The sequence below is a fragment of the Bacillus sp. YH3-2-B2 genome (assembly GCF_053663335.1).
The window spans coordinates 319,570-338,192 of record NZ_JBSJQE010000002.1 but is presented as its reverse complement, the minus strand read 5'-3'; the positions used below and the strand labels follow the sequence as shown (position 1 = coordinate 338,192).

17 protein-coding genes are annotated in these 18,623 nt (G+C 46.9%); 2 read left to right on the top strand and 15 right to left on the bottom strand.

The features are described from left to right. Positions 1-75: 75 nt before the first annotated feature. From ACWJJX_RS06615 to ACWJJX_RS06605, 3 genes are all read right to left on the bottom strand, one after another. Complete coding sequence (locus tag ACWJJX_RS06615; protein WP_326374892.1) at positions 76-795, bottom strand: hypothetical protein; 720 nt, start codon at positions 793-795, stop codon at positions 76-78. A 110-nt stretch (positions 796-905) separates the two neighbouring features. After that, on the bottom strand, positions 906-1,373 hold the full coding sequence (locus ACWJJX_RS06610) for a MauE/DoxX family redox-associated membrane protein (RefSeq protein ID WP_142385906.1): 468 nt from the start codon (positions 1,371-1,373) through the stop codon (positions 906-908). Next, positions 1,297-1,707, bottom strand: coding sequence for a thioredoxin family protein (locus tag ACWJJX_RS06605; RefSeq protein ID WP_326374893.1), 411 nt, complete (start codon positions 1,705-1,707; stop codon positions 1,297-1,299). Before ACWJJX_RS06605 ends, ACWJJX_RS06610 begins: the two co-directional genes overlap by 77 nt. A gap of 280 nt (positions 1,708-1,987) precedes the next feature. Here ACWJJX_RS06605 and ACWJJX_RS06600 point away from each other — a divergent pair, with 280 nt between their 5' ends. Next, positions 1,988-2,767, top strand: a complete 780-nt coding sequence (locus ACWJJX_RS06600) for an SDR family oxidoreductase (RefSeq protein WP_173612946.1) — start codon at positions 1,988-1,990, stop codon at positions 2,765-2,767. A gap of 16 nt (positions 2,768-2,783) precedes the next feature. Here the strand turns inward: ACWJJX_RS06600 and ACWJJX_RS06595 are convergent, their stop codons facing one another. The 7 genes from ACWJJX_RS06595 to ACWJJX_RS06565 form a co-directional block, all read right to left on the bottom strand. Further along, on the bottom strand, positions 2,784-3,983 hold the full coding sequence (locus ACWJJX_RS06595; protein WP_173612945.1) for a pyridoxal phosphate-dependent aminotransferase: 1,200 nt from the start codon (positions 3,981-3,983) through the stop codon (positions 2,784-2,786). 12 nt (positions 3,984-3,995) lie between these two features. Further along, a complete protein-coding gene (locus tag ACWJJX_RS06590) occupies positions 3,996-5,177 on the bottom strand; it encodes an MFS transporter (protein ID WP_017418686.1) in 1,182 nt (393 codons plus the stop codon). Next, the gene (locus ACWJJX_RS06585) at positions 5,174-6,592 is read right to left on the bottom strand and encodes an ATP-grasp domain-containing protein (RefSeq protein ID WP_025649395.1); all 1,419 of its coding nucleotides are present in this window, start codon (positions 6,590-6,592) and stop codon (positions 5,174-5,176) included. The genes ACWJJX_RS06590 and ACWJJX_RS06585 overlap by 4 nt, the downstream gene beginning before the upstream one ends. Positions 6,593-6,609: 17 nt before the next feature. Continuing rightward, the gene (gene bacC / locus ACWJJX_RS06580; RefSeq protein WP_128974137.1) at positions 6,610-7,371 is read right to left on the bottom strand and encodes a dihydroanticapsin 7-dehydrogenase; all 762 of its coding nucleotides are present in this window, start codon (positions 7,369-7,371) and stop codon (positions 6,610-6,612) included. After that, positions 7,368-8,078, bottom strand: a complete 711-nt coding sequence (locus tag ACWJJX_RS06575; protein ID WP_326374894.1) for a cupin domain-containing protein — start codon at positions 8,076-8,078, stop codon at positions 7,368-7,370. Before ACWJJX_RS06575 ends, bacC begins: the two co-directional genes overlap by 4 nt. Then, entirely contained in the window at positions 8,068-8,682 is a 615-nt protein-coding gene (locus ACWJJX_RS06570; RefSeq protein WP_003150997.1) for a bacilysin biosynthesis protein BacA, read from the bottom strand. The genes ACWJJX_RS06575 and ACWJJX_RS06570 overlap by 11 nt, the downstream gene beginning before the upstream one ends. 161 nt (positions 8,683-8,843) lie before the next feature. Beyond that, positions 8,844-10,082 carry an MFS transporter gene (locus tag ACWJJX_RS06565; RefSeq protein WP_070082539.1) on the bottom strand — a complete coding sequence of 413 codons (1,239 nt, stop codon included), beginning with the start codon at positions 10,080-10,082 and terminating at the stop codon, positions 8,844-8,846. Between the two features lie 222 nt (positions 10,083-10,304). Between ACWJJX_RS06565 and ACWJJX_RS06560 the strand changes: the two genes are divergently transcribed. Further along, positions 10,305-11,507: a multidrug effflux MFS transporter gene (locus ACWJJX_RS06560; RefSeq protein WP_014306037.1), complete on the top strand. Its 1,203-nt coding sequence runs from the start codon at positions 10,305-10,307 to the stop codon at positions 11,505-11,507. A gap of 32 nt (positions 11,508-11,539) precedes the next feature. On the opposite strand, the gene ACWJJX_RS06555 is transcribed toward ACWJJX_RS06560, so the two are convergent. The 5 genes from ACWJJX_RS06555 to bslB all read right to left on the bottom strand — a co-directional run bounded on the left by ACWJJX_RS06555 (position 11,540) and on the right by bslB (position 18,414). Then, complete coding sequence (locus ACWJJX_RS06555) at positions 11,540-12,958, bottom strand: amino acid permease (protein WP_172615065.1); 1,419 nt, start codon at positions 12,956-12,958, stop codon at positions 11,540-11,542. Positions 12,959-12,982: 24 nt separating this feature from the next. Next, complete coding sequence (locus ACWJJX_RS06550) at positions 12,983-14,665, bottom strand: M20 family metallopeptidase (protein WP_146283964.1); 1,683 nt, start codon at positions 14,663-14,665, stop codon at positions 12,983-12,985. A 70-nt stretch (positions 14,666-14,735) separates the two neighbouring features. Further along, complete coding sequence (gene pruA / locus ACWJJX_RS06545; RefSeq protein WP_003150992.1) at positions 14,736-16,283, bottom strand: L-glutamate gamma-semialdehyde dehydrogenase; 1,548 nt, start codon at positions 16,281-16,283, stop codon at positions 14,736-14,738. Positions 16,284-16,480: 197 nt separating this feature from the next. Further along, positions 16,481-17,767 carry a Glu/Leu/Phe/Val family dehydrogenase gene (locus ACWJJX_RS06540; protein ID WP_003150991.1) on the bottom strand — a complete coding sequence of 429 codons (1,287 nt, stop codon included), beginning with the start codon at positions 17,765-17,767 and terminating at the stop codon, positions 16,481-16,483. A 185-nt stretch (positions 17,768-17,952) separates the two neighbouring features. Then, positions 17,953-18,414 carry a biofilm surface layer hydrophobin BslB gene (bslB, locus tag ACWJJX_RS06535; RefSeq protein WP_003150988.1) on the bottom strand — a complete coding sequence of 154 codons (462 nt, stop codon included), beginning with the start codon at positions 18,412-18,414 and terminating at the stop codon, positions 17,953-17,955. Positions 18,415-18,623: the final 209 nt, after the last annotated feature.

The following is an 18,623-nucleotide window of genomic DNA, read 5'->3' as shown; positions in this document are numbered from 1 at the left end:
ACGATTGACTGAGCCCAATATTTACTTGATCTTTATAAAAAATTAGCAGGGGATTGCCCTGCTAATTTTATAAATTTAAAATTTACTTTTACATCGTCCATAACAAACTCCTATTACAGAACCAGTTGCAACATCAGCTGCCAACAGACAAGCATAGCAACCAGCACCAGCAGTGCTAGCACAAGCAACACCACATAGTGTGGCTAATGCAGCGATTGCCCACGAAGCAACTCCTTGTCCCGATAAACAAGAATTAAAGCAGTTCCACCATTGCTTAAACCCCTGAGAAGACATGCTTTTTGTTAAATCAACTTTTTCACCATTGTCTTTAATAACAAAACCTGATTCAACTTCTCCAGATTTATTAATTTCAGCATTATAAATGAGTTTTTTATTTTTAATCACCTTTGAAGCAACTTTCCCTGATTTCTCCCTTACACCAACTAAAGAGTAGTCCTCTATAATTTTACCATTTTCATCTAGTATAACGATAAAATTGCTATCTTTTTCGACGTTTTCTCCTTTTAAAGGATAATAAGCATAATAAAGCGTTTTAGTTCCATAATTCTCAACTTTCATCATATGTCTTTTGTTGTTATCAAACTCTATGTTTTTGCTGTACTTCTTCATCAACGCCAGTTTTTCATCTTTTTTTCCCCAATCTTTAATCCAGTCATCAATTTTTAATGTTTCAGATCTGGATGCTCTACTTAATTTTTCATCTCCTGGCTCATAATCCGCTGATGCAAAATTAGGTAATATACACGAAATTGCCAATAAAATTGATAAAGTCAACAGTAGGTAGTGCTTTGCATCCCAAATTTTTTAATCATATGATCTCTCCCTTTCCTTTTTTTGTAATCATAATATAAAAAAATTGCGGTTAACCGAAAATATTTATATATTCAATATTTCCTTAAGATTAAGTACAAAGAACTTGGAATTAAAAACAAAACCTCTCTGAAAATCGTTGAATAACCAATAGTTTCTGCGTTTCCATTACCAAAACAACCACAACCATACGGAAAATATCTACCGAAATTAGCCATTAACAGAATAAGAAATATTGTGATTAACAGTTTATAAAATATTACGAAAAAATATCGAAATCGTTTCACCCAGATCAAAAACGCAATCACTATTTCAATAATGGGGACTGCAAACCCTACTATTAGATACATTGACTCGGGTATGTATTGATAATATTGTAGTGAAAATATAAAACTATATACGTCAAATAATTTCATAAAACCAGAATACAGCATTATTATTGATATGATTGCTATGGATACATGCTCAACTTTCCGAATTAAAAAAGTTTTTATATTTATTCTTAGTCTGTTCCCCTTCAATTCTATTAGTTTCCCTTCCATTTTTATAAACGACTAATGTCGGTGTTTGATTTATCTTATAACTTTCCCAAGATTTTTGATCACCTTCGATGTTTAATATAAGGAATTTTCCGTTCATTTTCTCTCCCATCGGAATAAGATATGGTGAAACCCTTTTACAATGAAGACAATTTATTTGATAATAGTATACAAATACGTGATTTTGATCTTTTATTGCATTTCTCACTTCATTTGTAGTAGCCTGTCCAGCATATAAATTATCATTTTTTTGATAGATATTTGATGCAACTGCTATCAATGAACAAAATATTATGAGGATTGATATTACAATAATTATGCGCTCCTTTTTTTTCATTAAAACTAACCTCCTTTTTAATTCTTTATTCTCTTTCCCGGTTTGTTTTTTGAATATTTTATATGCTAACGTAAGGACTCTTTTAATAAAAGGGTATTTTTTAACATTTAATAAATTATTTCAAAATTGATGCTATGCTGATTAATGAAACTTTTATTTCAACTAAGGTTAAGTTCGCTTATTATTTTTTCTTTGTCAGAATTTAAATAAAATTTGCTATTTTTATCATTTTTTTTTACGATGTAAAGGAGATTCCATTTTGGTAAAGGGGTGCAGACAGTTGTCAAAACGAACCGCATTTATTATGGGAGCCAGTCAGGGGATCGGCAGAGCGATCGCTCTGAAACTGGCTGACAATGGCTTTCATACCGTCATTAATTCACGAGTTCCCGAAAATATCGAATCGGTAAATGAAGAGATCCTCGCCAAACATCCGGATGCGGGCGTCACCGTTCTGGCCGGCGATATGTCGGACCAGAAGGCGAGAGCCGGCATTTTTGAAGAAATCAGATCACAATGCGGACGGCTTGATGTATTGATCAACAACATTCCGGGCGGCTCGCCGGATACCTTTGAAAACTGCGATATAGAGGATATGACAAATACCTTTACGAATAAAACGATCGCCTATATCGACTCTATGAAAACGGCCGCAGCGATCATGAAACAGCACGAATTCGGCAGAATCATTAATATCGTCGGAAACCTATGGAAAGAACCCGGCGCCAATATGTTTACCAACAGCATGATGAACGCCGCTTTAATTAATGCCAGCAAAAACATCGCCATTCAGCTTGCGCCTTTTCACATTACTGTCAACTGTCTGAATCCCGGATTTATCGCCACAGACCGTTATCACCAATTCGTGAAGAATGTCATGAAGCAAAACGGCATTTCTAAAGCGGAAGCGGAGGAACGGATTGCCTCAGGCGTCCCGATGAAGCGTGTCGGAACTGCGGAAGAAACCGCGGCGCTGGCTGCCTTTCTTGCCTCTGAAGAAGCCTCCTATATTACCGGACAGCAAGTGTCAGCCGACGGCGGCAGCATGAAAAGCATATAATAAAAACATCCCGCTCTCAGCGGGATGTTTCTTGTAATGAAGGAAAGGACAAACCTAGCTTTTGAATCCGCAGCACGACTTCCCTTAAATCGCCCTGTTTTGCCACCATTGATATTCTGACATAACGCTTTCCGCCGCTGCCGAAAATCTCGCCGGGCGTCACGACAACATGGGCATGCTCCAGCAGATAGTCCGAAAACTGGTGTGAAGACTCGAATTCATTCGGAATTTCAGCCCAGACATAAAAAGTCCCTTTCGGTTTTTCAATGCTCCAGCCTAATTCCTTTTCACATAACGCCGTGAAAAAATCAATCCGTTCTTTATATGTGCGCTTCAGACGCTCCGTATGCTCAGGATTTCCTGACAGCGCCGCCGCTGCCGCCTGCTGAAGGCCGCCGAACATGCCGACGAAGACGTGATCCTGAAACTCATTGACCGCCTGAATAATTTTCTCATTCCCCACGGCAAATGCCATTCTCCAGCCTGCCATATTGAAGGTTTTCGAAAATGAATATAGCTCCGCGCCGACCGTTTTTGCTTCCTTCGCCTGAAGAAAGCTGGCCGGGTTCTGATCAAATTCGAACGCGCCGTATGCAAAATCGTGAATAAGATGGATGTCATGTTTTTTTGCAAACGCAGCCGCTTTTTCATAAAACGCCTGATCCGCAGTCGCGCCCGTCGGGTTATTCGGGTAATTCAAAAACATCAGCTTCGCTTTTTTCAGGACGGCGGGATCAATCCGCTCAAAATCCGGCAGATAGCCGTTTTCCGGATGAAGCGGCATCTCATGCAGCTCCGCTCTGGCCATTGTGATTCCCGATAAATACTCAGGGTAGCCGGGGTTCGGGACTAAGGCGATATCGCCGGGGTTCAGCAGGCATTGCGTCAAAACGTACAAACCAGCTTTCCCTCCGCCGAACAGCGCGATTTCTGTCTCCGGATTGACCGATACCCCGTACTCTCTCTCATAAAATTCCGCGATGGCTTCTTTCAGAAACGGATAGCCTCTGAACGGGCCGTATCCGTGATACGAAGGATTCAGCGCAGCCTCCCGCAATGTTTCAACGATATGCGGCGGAGTGGGGAGATCGGGATTCCCCTGCCCGAGATTAATGATCTGGGCTCCCGTTTTCTCCATCTCTTTTACCTTTTGAAAAACGAGCGAAAATTCCTGTTTCGGAAGTGTCTTGATGACGTCGGACGGTATGATTTCCATCTGAAAGGCTCCTTATAAATGAATTTGCTCTGATTCGTTATTCCGTTCTGAAAAGGATTTATTGACCAGTTTTGTATGCAGAAACAGCCCGCTGACCAAAAGGACGATAAATGCCATGATGACTGCCGCGTCTACAATGTTGATCAGCATGGAACCGACGGCGATGCACAATCCGATGGACGCCTCCGCCACCGAAAAGATCCGGCCCTGAATCTGGTTCGCCGCGTTCTCCTGAACTTTGACCTTCGCCAGCACCTCACCGTATTCCATTGCGATAAAGAAAAGAATGGCGGCAATGACTGACACGGCGAAAATCGGGGTAAACAAAAACAGCGCAAGCGAGACGATCGATAACACTGTAAAATACATCAGCCCTTTATTGTTGTTAAAGCCCCATTTGCTGACAAGAGCGGCGCCGATAAAGCCGCCGAAGCCGATACAGAACGTCAGGATGAAATTGCCGATTTCCCCGTCGCCTAAAAAGCGGCTGACAATCGGGAAATAGCTGTAGACGACACCCCACAAAAGCGCCATCGTAATCATCGTGAACATGGCGTTTAACACAAAAGCATTTGTTTTGATTTCCTTCAGGCCTTCTTTAAACGACTGAAAAGCTTCTCTTACGTTTTCTGACTGAATCGGCACGTATTGAAGCTTAATGCGGCTGATGAAAAACGCGGAGACAAGATAGGTCACCCCGTTAAACGCGACGGCAAGCTCCACAGAACCGCCTAACAGAAAAAGTCCGCCGGCTGCAGCGCCGACAATAATCGAAATCGTCGTGGCTTTTGCAAACAAAGTGTTGATATTTTTAATATCCGCTTCTAAAGACGACATGACCGCGAGACGTGCCGGGTTAAAGAACACGCCGCTTCCGTAAGAAATAAACAGCAGCGCCAGAAAAAGCAGCGGATATTCGCCTTTCGGGAGAAATGTCAGCCCCAAAAAGATGACACCTCTGATCACATCCGTCCACAGCATGATTTTCACCCTGTCGAGCCTGTCCACGAGCACGCCTAAAAACGGCTGAAACACCATCGGAATACTGCGGACCGCGATGACGCCGGACGTCACCCAGTAGTCGTGATAGTATGTAGACAAAATGAGCAGGGCCGGGAGAACGCAATAGTCTCCCATAAACGAAAGCGCCTGCCCGAAAAGCAAATACTTAGAGTTCGGTTTCAGCTGTTTCATACCGGTAACGCATACTTTGCAGTCAGCTTCGCCTGCTGCTGAATTTGTTTGATTGATTCGGCCACGTCACCCGAATTGCTTCCTTTCAGCTCGAACGCCGCAATGCTGTTGAACGCTTCGAACAGCCGCAGATCCACGGACGTACCCGCCTCGGCCGCCGAGAAAGAAACGATTTCGGTATCTCCCTTTAAGACGCCGTCGGGAATGTCAATGCTTTCAATGACGAAATCGACAGCCGTCTCAGGCAGCTGGCCGTTCTCTTTGAAATGCTGAGGATACAAGTGGCAGTCGGCGACATAGCACGGCTCCTGCTCCAATAATCCTTTCGGCAGATCGGCTTCTTTTCCGAAACAGAGAACATCCAATAACAGCTGCGCCATATCGACGCCGAAGACCTTTTTAATATTCGGAATCATGTTCCAGCCCGCAAATCGTGCCGCTGATTCAATCAATCCGGCTTCCCGGTTTTTCATTAATTTTATTTCTGTATGTGTCGCGCAGTTTTCGAGGCCGAGTCCTTCATTCGCCTTTTTGGCAGCTTCGACGATTTTCCGCTTCGCGTCATCATCCAGGATGGACGGCGTAATATGCGATGTCTCCGTGAATCCGATTTGCGGTGTTTTATCATGAATCGCGACAGGGAAGTATTCCCCGTCGGCCATGATGCCTTCTATGCTGATATAGTCGGAATAACCGCTTGTTTCGTACCAGTCGTCATACTCGCCCTGCAAAAATTCTTCCGCGATAAAAGGCGCTTCAAACGTGACCGCTTTCGGTACGTTAATCGACTTCAGGTATTCATTGACTCTGTTAAATTCTGCTTCTGCCGTTTCCCTCTCTTTGATGAGCGTCACGCCGATGGAGCTCGCCAGATATGTAGGCTTCAGAATAAGCGGCGTTCCGATTTCCTGAAGCGCGGCGCGGAAATCTTCCAGCGTCGTCACCCGTTTGTTTTTGATAGACTTGACGCCGGCCCGGTTGAAGGCGGCTCTCATTTTGTTTTTATCTCTGGCATTTTCAGCGGCCTGTACGCCCGCTCCCCGCAGGCCGAGACGTTCACACGCTTTTGCCATCGGAGCGATAAACAGTTCATTGTTGGTCGTAATGGCGTCAACCGCGAACATGTCAGCCACCTTGACGATTTCTTCGACGACTTCTTCCTCAGGTTTGTCATGATCTTCATGAGCCCAGTAAATCGAATCGGGATGCTCAAAATCAGCCAGACTCTTAAAATAGTCTTTATCTTTAATGACCGCAATCGAGTATTTTTCAATTAATGCCGCATGAGAGGCTGTAATTGCAAAAGGTCTCGGAATAAAGCTGACGAGGTTGTATTTTTCAGCTGCGCTTTTGTAAAACATATGCGGCGGGCATCCCCCAAGGTCAGCGATAACCAATACTGTTTTTCTCTCCATATGTAAACACTCCTTCTCTATTGTGCGGTGTATCCACCGTCTGCGGTGATCGCGCTTCCGGTCATATAGCTTGATAAATCCGAAGCGAGAAACAGCATGACGTTCGCTATTTCTTCAGGCTTGCCGAGTCTCAGCAGCGGATTGACTTTCGCTTTTTCTTTTTTGATTTCTTCAAGCGTGCCTTCGTTGTTTTCAAGGAACGACTTTTCATTCAAAGGTGTGTCAATGATTCCCGGGCACACGCAATTGACGCGGATGTTGTGTTTGGCGTAATCGACGGCCATCGAACGCGTCAGCTGCAGTACGCCGCCTTTAGAGGCGTTATACGCGGGAATGTCGGGCCATGCGACGACTCCTCCGACGGAGCACGTGTTAATGATATTGCCCTTGCCGCTTTTGAGCATATACTTGAGCGCGTGCTTGCTCATAAGAAACATGCCCGTCAAATTGACGTTGAGCACTTTGTCCCAATCGCTCAGCTCCATCTCATGAATCGGGGCGACAATTTCGATGCCGGCGTTATTGATTAACACATCCAATCCGCCGAACTTATCAACCGCTGACCGGATGGCATTTTGACATGCCGGTTCATCTGTAATATCCGTCCGGACAAAATGCAGCCTGTCATTGTTTTCTTTCCGGATCATCGCTTCTCCCTGCGTCTCATCAATATCCGCGACGACCACATTTGCCTCTTGATTCAGAAACGCCTGAACCGCGGCATAACCGATGCCTGATGCGCCCCCTGTGATGAGGACGGTTTTATCCGTCAGGTTCATGACTCTTTCGCCTCTAATTTTTTCGCTTTTGCTCTGTTATAGCGCGGAGGGAAAAAGATATTGACTGATTTTGAATCTTTTTCAAATCTGTTGATGGCGCCGTGATCTTCTCTCGGATCGCAGAAATAAGTTGTGCCGAATGTCATATCCACTTTGCAGCCTTCAATGGTCATATCATAGCCGCCGCCGATGCAGATGCCGATCTGTTCATTGCGGTGTTTATGGAACGGCATTTCTCCTCCGTTTCCCGGAATGTTGGCAAGCATGATTTCCACCCAGTCTTCCACGAAGAACGTGACTTCCATCCCAGGCAATAAGTCTCTTGTTTTAAAAATATTCAAAAAATAATCCTCAGGGCTTGTATAGGTTTCACCGGCTTTCAGGCGTTTAATATCAATGGCGATCACTTCTTGATCCGTCTCGTTTCTTGCGCCGTGAGGCACGTTAGGAGGCGCGATATAGGCTGATTCCAGCGCTGTCATCTTTCTTGTGACATCTCCGACAGTCATGGACAGCTCGCCGGAAACGACAAGGCCGATTTGGACTTCCTTATGCTGATGCGGTTCCACGTTTGTATGCGGCGGAACGTAAGAAAGCAGAACTTCCGTATCGCCTCTGACGGACGAATATTGTCTTACTCCGTTATCCCATTCTATTAATTTAGGCGTCGGGAAATAAAGTTCCTGCAAATCTTGTTCAGTTTTCATCATGAATCTCTCCTTTTCCGAATAATGACCAGCTCATGGGAATGCTTTTAAATGTTTTGACAAAGTGAAGGCCGTACTTTTGTCTGGCCAGCTCATTTGTCAGCGCGATGTCGGACAAACCGTCCTTCACTCTTTTCGCGGCTGCGCTCGTTGAGTTCACCAGATCAAACGTGACATCTTTACGGGTAAAATACTTAATCAAATTGATAGGAGACGGGTGGGATACGATGACAGTCTTATCAAGCATGTCATCCGTATATTCAAAACCGGGCCGGACAGCCAGGCCGTACATCGGGGTGTCGCACCTGAAAATTTGCAGAAGCTGCAGATCCGGTCTCATGTAGAAGTGCTTAATGCCGTCATACGCGTGAGGCACAATTGTGTATTCCAGCGGACTTTGAAGCGTTTTTTCAATGCACGATTCAAATGTATCATGCAGTGATAATTTGCTGTTCACCCCTTGGAGAAGGGTGAAATTGGTGATGAAGTTTTTTGCTGCGTACTCACTGCTTGTCCCTTCAGGACCGAGCGTGTTGATCGTAATCAGTTTAGATATTGAATAAGCCTTGCTTTTTGTTTGAATGCTATTATCCAATATAATCATGAGCACCAACCAATCTGTTAAATTTTAAGTAAATATTATCCATAGACGTTCAAGCTGTCAATATTATTTGAAAATATTGATAATTATTCCTATATATTAGAAAACACCTTATGATATAAGGTGTTAAAAATTAACATTTACAAAATTATAGAAACTTTATTTTACCGATACAATGATTGGTCGGTCTTATGCTCATATTTTCCATACCTTCTGTATGCGAAAACGCTGAGGACAAAGCCGATGAGGGTGACGGCCGCACAGATAAATCCGACAGCTGCATATCCGTATCCGACATAGACCGGACCCATGACAGCAGAACCCAAGGTGACGGCCAAATTGGACGCCAGACTGTAAAATGCCATGATTTTGCCCCGACGGCTCTGTGAGCAATCACTTAAAATAGTGCTGAGCAAGGTCACCGTCAGGCTTTGCATCAATCCCCAGACGAATAACCCGATGACCAAAAACGGCATTGATGACGGCGCATAGGCGAGACAGGAAAGCCATATGCTGATCACGGCCAATGCCGCGATCAAAGAGCGCATTTTTCCCGCCTTATCTGCGATTTTTCCGGTGAACACGCTCATGGAAAAACCGATTCCGTACACCATGATCAGCAGCCCTGAAGCTGTATTCCCACCCGGCATCACGCGGTGAAGATATGTACCGAGAAAGGAATACATGCCGTAAAAACCGATCATGTTGCAAAAAGTGATCGTGAGGTATACAGGGACACGGGGCACCTTCAGCGCATCCCGGAAAGTGCCTGCCTGCCGTCCGTTTTCCTCTTCTGTTTTATTCCCATCCGCCGTGCTGCGGCGCGCCTCAATGAAAATGAGCGAAGCAACGAGGACAGACATCAGGGCGAAAATCCAAAACGTCCACCGCCAATTCAAAACGCCGCCGATAAAAGAGCCGATCGGAACACCGAAAATCAAAGCGAGCGACCAGCTTGACACGATCAGACCCATCACCTTGCCGCGGTACGCGTAAGGCACACGGTCGCCGACCACCGCATATGCTGTCGGCACAAACGCACCCGCCGCAAGCCCGGAAAGCGCCCTGCCCAGAAAGAAGAAAAAGAGATTGTGCGCCAGCGCGCAGATCACCGTGCCGGCCGTAAATATAAGCAGTCCCGCCAGCAGACTGAGTTCCCGGGAATATTTATCTCCCAGCGGAACGAGAAGCGGCGCCCCGATAAAAATCATCACTCCGTAAATACTGATGGAAAGCGCCAGCACACTGACATCCGAACTGAAAGCCTGCGCTAAATCCGGAAGCAGCGGAGAAATCACCAGCTCTTCAGAACCCGCGGCAAATACGCCTAATGTCAAAGCAAGCGCGAGACAGACCGGAAATCGGCGTTTCGTTTCGATGTGATCGGTTTGTTTGCTGTTCATGCTCTTTGAACACCTCTTCCGTAAAACTTTTCTACCTTTTGTTGTTTTATAGTTTAGCATCCTTATATTTCATTTTACATTTCACATGAAAACTAATTCTGATTTTTTATTTACATTCAGATTTTAAATAAAATATTTAGTTTATATTCAATAAATGATATAAAATACACCGTCTGGTTATGCTATAGTGATAGAATCATTTGTTAAGGTGGGGGTCATGAAATGAATAACGCTGATTCAAAGGCCGCCCGCGCAGGCCTCGGCATGGTACTGATTCTCGGGACGCTCGCTTCATTCGGGCCGCTTTCGCTCGATATGTATCTGCCCGCTTTGCCTGAAGTGGCGGCCGATCTTCATACGACAGCGTCACTTGCGCAGCTGAGCCTGACGTTTTGTCTTTTGGGGCTGGCGGTCGGGCAGATCGTTGTCGGGCCGCTCAGTGATATGATCGGGCGCCGGAAGCCGCTGATTCTGTCATTGCTGCTTTATACGCTGTCTTCTTTATTATGCGCCTTCAGCCCTTCTGTTTCGTTTTTAATTGTCATGAGGTTTATTCAAGGATTCACCGGGGCGGCCGGAATCGTCATCGCACGGGCTTCCGCACGCGATATGTATTCCGGAAAAGAATTGACGGCTTTTTTCTCATTACTGATGCTCGTCAATGGGGCGGCGCCGATTTTAGCGCCGATTACAGGGGGATTTATCCTTCAGTTCGCCGGCTGGAAAATCGTATTTATCGTGCTGGCGGTAATCGGCTGTATCATTTCTGCCGCCGTGCTTACGGCGTTGCCTGAATCACTCCCGCCGGAAAAGCGGACAAGCGGCGGACTCCGGGAGACGCTGATGACGTTTCGCGGCCTGCTTGGCGACCGGATGTTTATGGGATTTGCGCTCAGCCAGGCATTTGTGATGACCGGCATGTTCGCATATATTGCCGGGTCGCCGTTTGTACTGCAAAACATCTACGGCGTATCGGCCCAAATGTTCAGCCTGCTGTTCGCCGTAAACGGTGCGGGAATCATATGCGCCACCCAAATCACCGGACGGATGGCCAAAACACATGATGAACGGAAGCTGTTTGTCTCCGGTCTGATGATTGCCGTCATCGGGAGCATCGCTTTGCTTTTATCACTTGCGTTTGGTTTAGGCCTGGCGGCAGTCTGCATTTCTTTATTCATCATTGTTTCTTCTGTCGGGATCGTCACGACGACGGGATTTTCTTTGGCTATGCAGAAACAGGAGAAAGGCGCGGGAAGCGCTGCGGCTCTTCTCGGACTCCTGCCCTTTATCGGCGGTGCGGCAGCCGCTCCCCTTGTCGGTATTGCCGGAGAAGAAAATGCCTGGCCGATGGCCGTCAGCATTTTCGGTTTTCAGTTCTGTGCCGTTCTATCCTATGTTCTGTCGGCCAAACGAAACACAAAGTAAAGCCCGCCGCTTTAAGCGAAGGGCTTTTTTTCTTATCCGGCAGCGCCTTTTCCCGAAGAAGCCGGCTCACGCTTCAGGCGTTTTTTGATACCGAAGTGATAATACGCGTAACAGATGATCATCAGCGGGACGCCGCAGTACAGACCGATACGCTGGTCGGGGATAAAGATGAGACTGATTAAGATAAGACCGTAAACCGAAAATCCGAGAATCGGCACAATCGGATAAAGAGGCGTTTTAAATGCCAGGTCTTTCAGATTTCCTCCTTCAGCAAGAAAGCGTCTCCGGAAAACGAATTGTGAAGCGCAGATTGACATCCACGCGACGACGGTAATCATACCGGAGATGGAAATGAGCCACACATACACCGTTTCAGCCGCGACTACACTTGTCAGCAGGGATAAACCGGAGATGGCGATGGTGATGGAAAGAGCTTTCAGAGGCACGCCTTTTTTCGTCAGTTTCGTTAAGGAAGCGGGGCCCATCTTAGTTTTTGATAGGGACCACATCATTCTGGACGAAGCGTACAGCCCGGAATTCGCCACCGACAGCATGGCGGTCAGAATGACAAAGTTCATGATATCAGCCGCATAAGGAACGCCGATTTTATCCAGCACAGCCACAAACGGGCTTTCGATGACGCCTGCCGTTTGATACGGCAAAATGGACACGAGAACAAACATCGCCAGCACGAAGAAAAACAGCGTCCGCCATATGACGTTTCGGATCGAGCGGGGAAGCGTCTTTTCCGGATTTTCGCTTTCTCCCGAGGCGATTCCGACCAGTTCGGTACCCTGGAATGAAAAATTCACCATGACAAGGGTAAACAGCACGGCTTGGGCACCGTTCGGGAAAAGCCCTTTGTCCGTCGTAAAGTTTGACAGATACGGAGCCGTCTGCCCGCCGTTAAAACCGACAAAGCCGAATACCGCAGCGCAGCCGAGAATAATAAACAATACAATGGCCATGACCTTAATGCTGGAAAACCAAAATTCCATTTCCGCAAAACTCCGTGCAGACAGCGCGTTAATGGAAAAAATGACGACGCCGAATACCAGGCACCACACCCAAATCGGAACGGCCGGAAACCATCGCTGCATTAAAATCCCCGCCGACGTCAGCTCAAGCCCCACTGTATTGGCCCAGCTGAATGCGTACATCCATCCGATCGTAAATCCCGTCGACGGCCCGAGAAACTTTGCGGCATACGCCTGAAATGATCCTGCGACCGGCATAGCGACCGCGAGCTCCCCCAAACAAAGCATCACCAGATACATTAAAAATCCGCCGATCACATAAGCCAATATCGCGCCGATCGGCCCCGCTTCACTGATCGTAAAACCGGAGCCCAGAAAAAGCCCCGTCCCGATCACGCCGCCGAGGGCGATCATAAACAAATGCCGGCCCTTCATCGTGCGCTGCAATTCATTTTGATTGGTATCTCCCTGCATATACATCCCCCTTATTCCGTTATGTCAGCCATTTGTGCGTATGTCTAATCGGCAGCTGTGCAAAAGGTGCATTGTCGTCTGCTGAATGAGTTCCGGCAGCACATGGAATGTGTACGGTTTGTACACGCGTTCCGTCCATTTATGGCCGTCCTTTCCGTATACCCCTATATTGACCGACGGAATATTCAATTCCCTGATTTCTTTAAAAGGAATCGTCCCGATGACATCCCAGCCCGGAAAATTATCGGTAAAGGCGGAGACCTCCTCGTCTGTTTCATGCAGCGATAAAAAGCTTCCGTCCGCTAAATAAGGGAAAAACTTTTTAAAGACGAATGTTTCTCCGGTTGATGCCGCTGTTTTATCGACCGCTTCTTGAATGACATGCTGCAAAAGCCGGTCCCGTGTGCTTTCTTCCTTCAGATAATTGTGCGGAAGATAAGGCGGCGCATAGAAAATAATGACTTTGGCTCCCTGCTCAGGATCGAGTTTTTGCAGTTCTTCGACGGCTTTAAAACATCTCATCCGCAGTTCAAGATGTTCATATGTTTTAAATGCCTGCCCGATACACTGTGCAGGGTCTATCCCGCGGCTTCTCAGCCTTTTCAGGTAATCTTCCAGACTGTACACTTGAACGTTCCATGACATCTCTTTTTTCGGCAGGCTCGTTCTCTCGCAGTATTCGTCATAATAATCAGATAATTTTTGTTCTGTCTCTTTGCAGGCTTCGTCAGCCACGGCGGTCAGCTGATCCATGACTTCTTTGGCGGTTTTCTCGTAAATAAAATAATTAAAATAGACATAGCTGCTGACGGCGGTCTGCACGTTATACGCTTCCTTATTGTCACGCTGGTAGAGGCAGGTCGGCGGAAGCACAAGCTCCCCTTCAATGTTTTCCGCCATATGAATATTGTTGTGAATTCTTCTGGTGATTTCTGACGCGATCAAATTCGGATCGATGCCGGACAGCGTATCTCCGACATGCACCTCCCGCCCGTAAATCGCAAAGCAAGGCAAAAGCTTCCCTGCCGCACCCGTGTATATGTACCTTGTCGTGTCACCCTCATACAGCGGCGTGATGAAGTCATTGTTAATCGCTGCTAAATAACGAAGCTGCTTTTCTTGTTTCAGCCGTTTTAATTCAGAAATGCTGGTTAAAATGCCGGAATGCTGGCTTTCTTCATCCGGGTTTGCCATGAACAAAATATGGCCCGGCAGCTGATCGCGCCGTTCAGAAAAGTGAAGCAGATTGGCGAGATGAACGGCAATACCGCTCTGCATATCAACCGAACCCCTTCCGAACATCCACTCGCCTGAGCGGGCGTCCCGCTGCACATCCCGATCAAATTCATAGTTTGAGAAATATTCCGCGAGACGGTCGGAATCAAAAGCGATATCTTTTAAAGGGCCGAAATCCTCGATGCCGACCGTATCAAGATGAGCGTGATAAATGACCGTATTCAGGCTTTCGCCGTTTCCCTCAATAAATGCGAAAATATTTTTGCGGCCGTAAGGGTCCTCAGGAATCGCCTGCTCCCACACATGTGACGGATTCTCCTGAAAGTAGGGAAAGCTCTTGATCATATCTTTGATATAGTCGGCTTTTTTTCCTTCTCCCAATGTGCCGTTGATGCTGTTTAAGGCCACCAGTGATTTCGTAATGGCTTCTATTTTCTCCTCCGGAAGCATTTTGCTGAGCTGCTGATACATATTCCATCCTCCTTACCCTCATATAGAGAAAATAGCGCGACTCTTTTTTCATCGCGCTATTTCCGAAAGATTAATAGGCTTCAGACGTTGTTTTTGCCTGCATATGAAGAATCAGATAGTCAGGTCCTCCGGCTTTCGAATCGGTTCCTGACATATTGAAGCCGCCGAACGGCTGGTATCCGACAATCGCTCCCGTACAGCCGCGGTTGAAGTATAGATTTCCCACGTGAAAATCTTCGCGGGCGCGTTCAATGTGCGCGCGGGTTTTCGATAACAGAGCGCCCGTCAGTCCGTAATCGGTATTATTGGCAATCTCAAGCATATGGTCGAAATCACGGGCTTTTGAGATCGCGACGACAGGCCCGAAAATTTCCTCCTGCATCAGGCGGGCGTTTTCATCAACATCCGCAAAAATGGTCGGCTGAATAAAGTATCCTTTTGAATCATCACCTTCGCCTCCCGTCAGGAGTTTTCCTTCTGTTTTGCCGATTTCGATATAACTCATGACTTTATTATAAGATGCTTCGTGGATGACTGGCCCCATGTATGTATCAAAATCTTCCGGACTTCCGACGGTGAGTGATTTTGTTAAAGCGACGGCTTTTTCAACAACTTCATCATAGACGTCCTGATGAATGACCGCACGCGAACCGGCTGAACATTTTTGTCCTGAGAATCCGAAGGCGGAATACACGATTGAGGAAGCGGCAAGATCAAGATCAGCATCTCTGTCTACAAGCACCGTATCTTTCCCTCCCATTTCGGCAATGACCCGTTTCAGCCACTTTTGGCCCGGCTGTACTTTTGCGGCGCGTTCATAGATGCGGCATCCGACCGCGCGGGAGCCTGTAAACGACACAAATCTCGTCTTCGGATGCTCAACCAGATAGTCGCCGATTTCTCCTCCGTCGCCCGGTATGAATTGGAGCACGCCGTCCGGCAGGCCCGCTTCTTTCATTACTTCAACGAATTTCGCCGCCACGACAGGCGCCGCATCCGCCGGTTTCAGAAGTATCGTGTTGCCTGTTACGATGGCTGCCGCCGCCGTTCCCGCCATGATCGCAAGCGGGAAGTTGAATGGAGAAATGACGATTCCCACCCCAAGCGGCTCATAATGATACTGATTATATTCTCCGTCACGGCTCTTTACAGGAGAACCGTCTTTCAGTTTCAGCATCTGACGGGCGTAATACTCTAAAAAGTCGATCGCTTCCGCCGTATCCGCATCCGCTTCCTTCCACGGTTTTCCCGCTTCTTTCACCAGGTACGCGGAGAATTCGTGCTTTCTTCTGCGGATGATCGCCGCCGCTTTAAACAGCACATTCGCGCGGTGTTCCGGCCGTACTTTTTTCCATGTTTGAAATGCCTGCAGCGCAGCCTGCATGGCCTTTTCCGCAAGTTCTTTTCCGGCTGCCGATACAGAACCGATCACTTCTTTTTTATCTGCCGGATTGACGGAAATGATCTTTTTATCCGTTTCAATCGCTTCACCGTTGATGATAAGCGGATAATGCTTGCCGAGCTGTGAATTCACATAAGCCAGCGCTTCCTGAAACGATTGTTTATTTGTCTCTTCCTGAAAATTTGTAAATGGTTCGTGTGCGTATGAAACTGTCATTAGAATTCCTCCCCGTATTTTGTAATGTGTGCTCACGCTTAATAAAGATGCAAGAAGCATACCAGCATAGCAATTTGTGATAAAAAAAGATAATCTTTGCCGAAAGCTTGTCCGAATCTGTCAGCTGCAATCTGAAAACGCAAAGAAATTTTGCAATCCGCTATATAACTGATGCAAAATCTCTTTGCGGATAACACTTAGACCCAGCCGCGGAACCGGGCCGCTTCAGCCGACTTTCTGATGCCTGTCATATAGGCGGCCAAACGCATATCGACTTTGTGGGTATGCGCTGTCTGATAAATGGATTCAAACGAATTCACCATGACGCTGCGCAGTTTTCCGGCGACTTCCTCCTCAGACCAGTAAAAGCCTTGATTATTTTGCACCCATTCAAAATAAGACACCGTCACGCCGCCGGCGCTTGCCAAAATATCCGGCACGAGAAGCACGCCTCTTTCATTCAGGATTTTCGTGGCGTCTATCGTTGTCGGGCCGTTCGCCGCCTCCACAATGATTGAGGCTTTAATGTGATGGGCGTTTTCAGCCGTTATCTGATTGGAGATTGCGGCAGGCACGAGAATATCACAGTCCTTTTCCAGCAGCTCCCGGTTCGTTATGACATCAGAGAAGAGATTCGTCACCGTGCCGAAGCTGTCCCGCTTATCCAGCAGGTAATCAATGTCAAGGCCGTCAGGGTCATACAAAGCACCGTGGGCATCTGAGATGCCGATCACCTTGGCGCCGGCGTCATGCATAAATTTAGCGAGAAAGCTCCCCGCATTTCCGAACCCCTGAATGATGATCCGCGCATTTTCCAATGGAATCCCTTTTTTCTTAACGGCTTCCTCAATACAAATCGTGACGCCTTGCGCGGTCGCCGTCTCCCGCCCCTGTGAACCGCCGAGAACAATCGGTTTGCCCGTAATGAATCCCGGTGAATCAAATTCTCTCAGGCGGCTGTATTCGTCCATCATCCATGCCATAATCTGCGAGTTGGTATATACGTCGGGAGCCGGAATATCCTTTGTCGGGCCGACGATCTGGCTGATCGCGCGCACATATCCGCGGCTCAGCCGTTCCAGCTCTCCGAATGACATCGTCCGCGGATCACAGATGATGCCGCCTTTTCCGCCCCCGTAAGGAAGATTTGTGATGCCGCATTTTAAAGTCATCCAGATGGAAAGCGCCTTAACCTCTTCTTCACTGACTTCCGGATGAAACCGCACGCCCCCTTTTGTCGGGCCGACTGCGTCATTATGCTGTGAGCGGTAGCCCGTGAAAACCTGTACTGAACCATTGTCCATTTTGACGGGGATGCGGACGGTCAAAAGCCGCATCGGCTCTTTCATCAGTTCATACATATTGTCAGGATACCCCAGTTTGCGCAGGGCTTCTTTTATGATCGATTGTGTGGACAAGAACAAATTAAGAACTTCTTTTTCTTCATCTTTCTGATTGCTTTTAGAAAGCGGGTTGGCTGACATGTTTTATCACCTCATCGTATTTTACGTGTAAGCTTCAATTACCGGCAGAACGAAATGTAAGCGCTTTTACACCAAAACCCATCAATCCCTTTCACATTGTCGTTACACCCCTTTTTATATGCAAGATTCATGCCAGGATTTTGCGCATCAAAAAAGAGGCTGTTGTCAGCCTCTTTCATCCCGGATTAACGCGGGTCAATAACCAGCTTTGTTTCGGCATAGAGACTGCCGGCCCCCAAACCGTTTACGTAATCGCCTTTAATTGTATACGTGCCCGCGCGCGGAAGGTTTTTACGCACCAGGACGAGATTGTATTCAGACGCGCCCAATAAGTCAAGGGTAAGCGGAAGTCTGACCGTTTTTCCGTAGTTGAGAATTTGCGTTTCTTTCAGTGTTCTTCCGTTTACAGAGTCCCTCACAGTGGCGTTGAACCCGTCAGGAAATTGAAATTCAACGGCCCCGACGGCAAGCAGCGCATTCGGCTTGTATGTGACTTCAATATCAGACGTCGCGTATTCTTTCGTACTATTGACGGTTTTCGCTTCAATAACGGCAGATTGGGCGTTCGCATGAAAAGATGGCAAGAACACAGCTGAAAATACCGCAGCACTGATGAGAAAGGCAGAAAATGATTTTCTTTTTAACATCATGAATTCCTCCAGATCATATAGGATTCAGAGCGTCCTCTGCCGGAAAAGCGTGTCTGATGATTCCATTCGCGAATTGGGTTTCTCTTTTCCTGAGAATAATCTACCACCTTTATCCATGGAAGTAAATTATTTTTTAGAATATTCAATCATTTATTTTTCGCGAGATGAATCAGCACAAAAAAACGAAGACATCCGCTGTCTTCGTC

Excerpts from the sequence above, each read along its gene's own strand:
- ACWJJX_RS06610 (WP_142385906.1), bottom strand. The coding sequence starts at position 1,373 with ATGGAAGGGAAACTAATAGAATTGAAGGGGAACAGACTAAGAATAAAT.
- ACWJJX_RS06605 (WP_326374893.1), bottom strand. The coding sequence starts at position 1,707 with ATGAAAAAAAAGGAGCGCATAATTATTGTAATATCAATCCTCATAATA.
- ACWJJX_RS06595 (WP_173612945.1), bottom strand. The coding sequence starts at position 3,983 with ATGGAAATCATACCGTCCGACGTCATCAAGACACTTCCGAAACAGGAA.
- ACWJJX_RS06590 (WP_017418686.1), bottom strand. The coding sequence starts at position 5,177 with ATGAAACAGCTGAAACCGAACTCTAAGTATTTGCTTTTCGGGCAGGCG.
- ACWJJX_RS06585 (WP_025649395.1), bottom strand. The coding sequence starts at position 6,592 with ATGGAGAGAAAAACAGTATTGGTTATCGCTGACCTTGGGGGATGCCCG.
- bacC (WP_128974137.1), bottom strand. The coding sequence starts at position 7,371 with ATGAACCTGACGGATAAAACCGTCCTCATCACAGGGGGCGCATCAGGC.
- ACWJJX_RS06575 (WP_326374894.1), bottom strand. The coding sequence starts at position 8,078 with ATGAAAACTGAACAAGATTTGCAGGAACTTTATTTCCCGACGCCTAAA.
- ACWJJX_RS06570 (WP_003150997.1), bottom strand. The coding sequence starts at position 8,682 with ATGATTATATTGGATAATAGCATTCAAACAAAAAGCAAGGCTTATTCA.
- ACWJJX_RS06565 (WP_070082539.1), bottom strand. The coding sequence starts at position 10,082 with ATGAACAGCAAACAAACCGATCACATCGAAACGAAACGCCGATTTCCG.
- ACWJJX_RS06560 (WP_014306037.1), top strand. The coding sequence starts at position 10,305 with ATGAATAACGCTGATTCAAAGGCCGCCCGCGCAGGCCTCGGCATGGTA.
- ACWJJX_RS06555 (WP_172615065.1), bottom strand. The coding sequence starts at position 12,958 with ATGCAGGGAGATACCAATCAAAATGAATTGCAGCGCACGATGAAGGGC.
- ACWJJX_RS06550 (WP_146283964.1), bottom strand. The coding sequence starts at position 14,665 with ATGTATCAGCAGCTCAGCAAAATGCTTCCGGAGGAGAAAATAGAAGCC.
- pruA (WP_003150992.1), bottom strand. The coding sequence starts at position 16,283 with ATGACAGTTTCATACGCACACGAACCATTTACAAATTTTCAGGAAGAG.
- ACWJJX_RS06540 (WP_003150991.1), bottom strand. The coding sequence starts at position 17,767 with ATGTCAGCCAACCCGCTTTCTAAAAGCAATCAGAAAGATGAAGAAAAA.
- bslB (WP_003150988.1), bottom strand. The coding sequence starts at position 18,414 with ATGTTAAAAAGAAAATCATTTTCTGCCTTTCTCATCAGTGCTGCGGTA.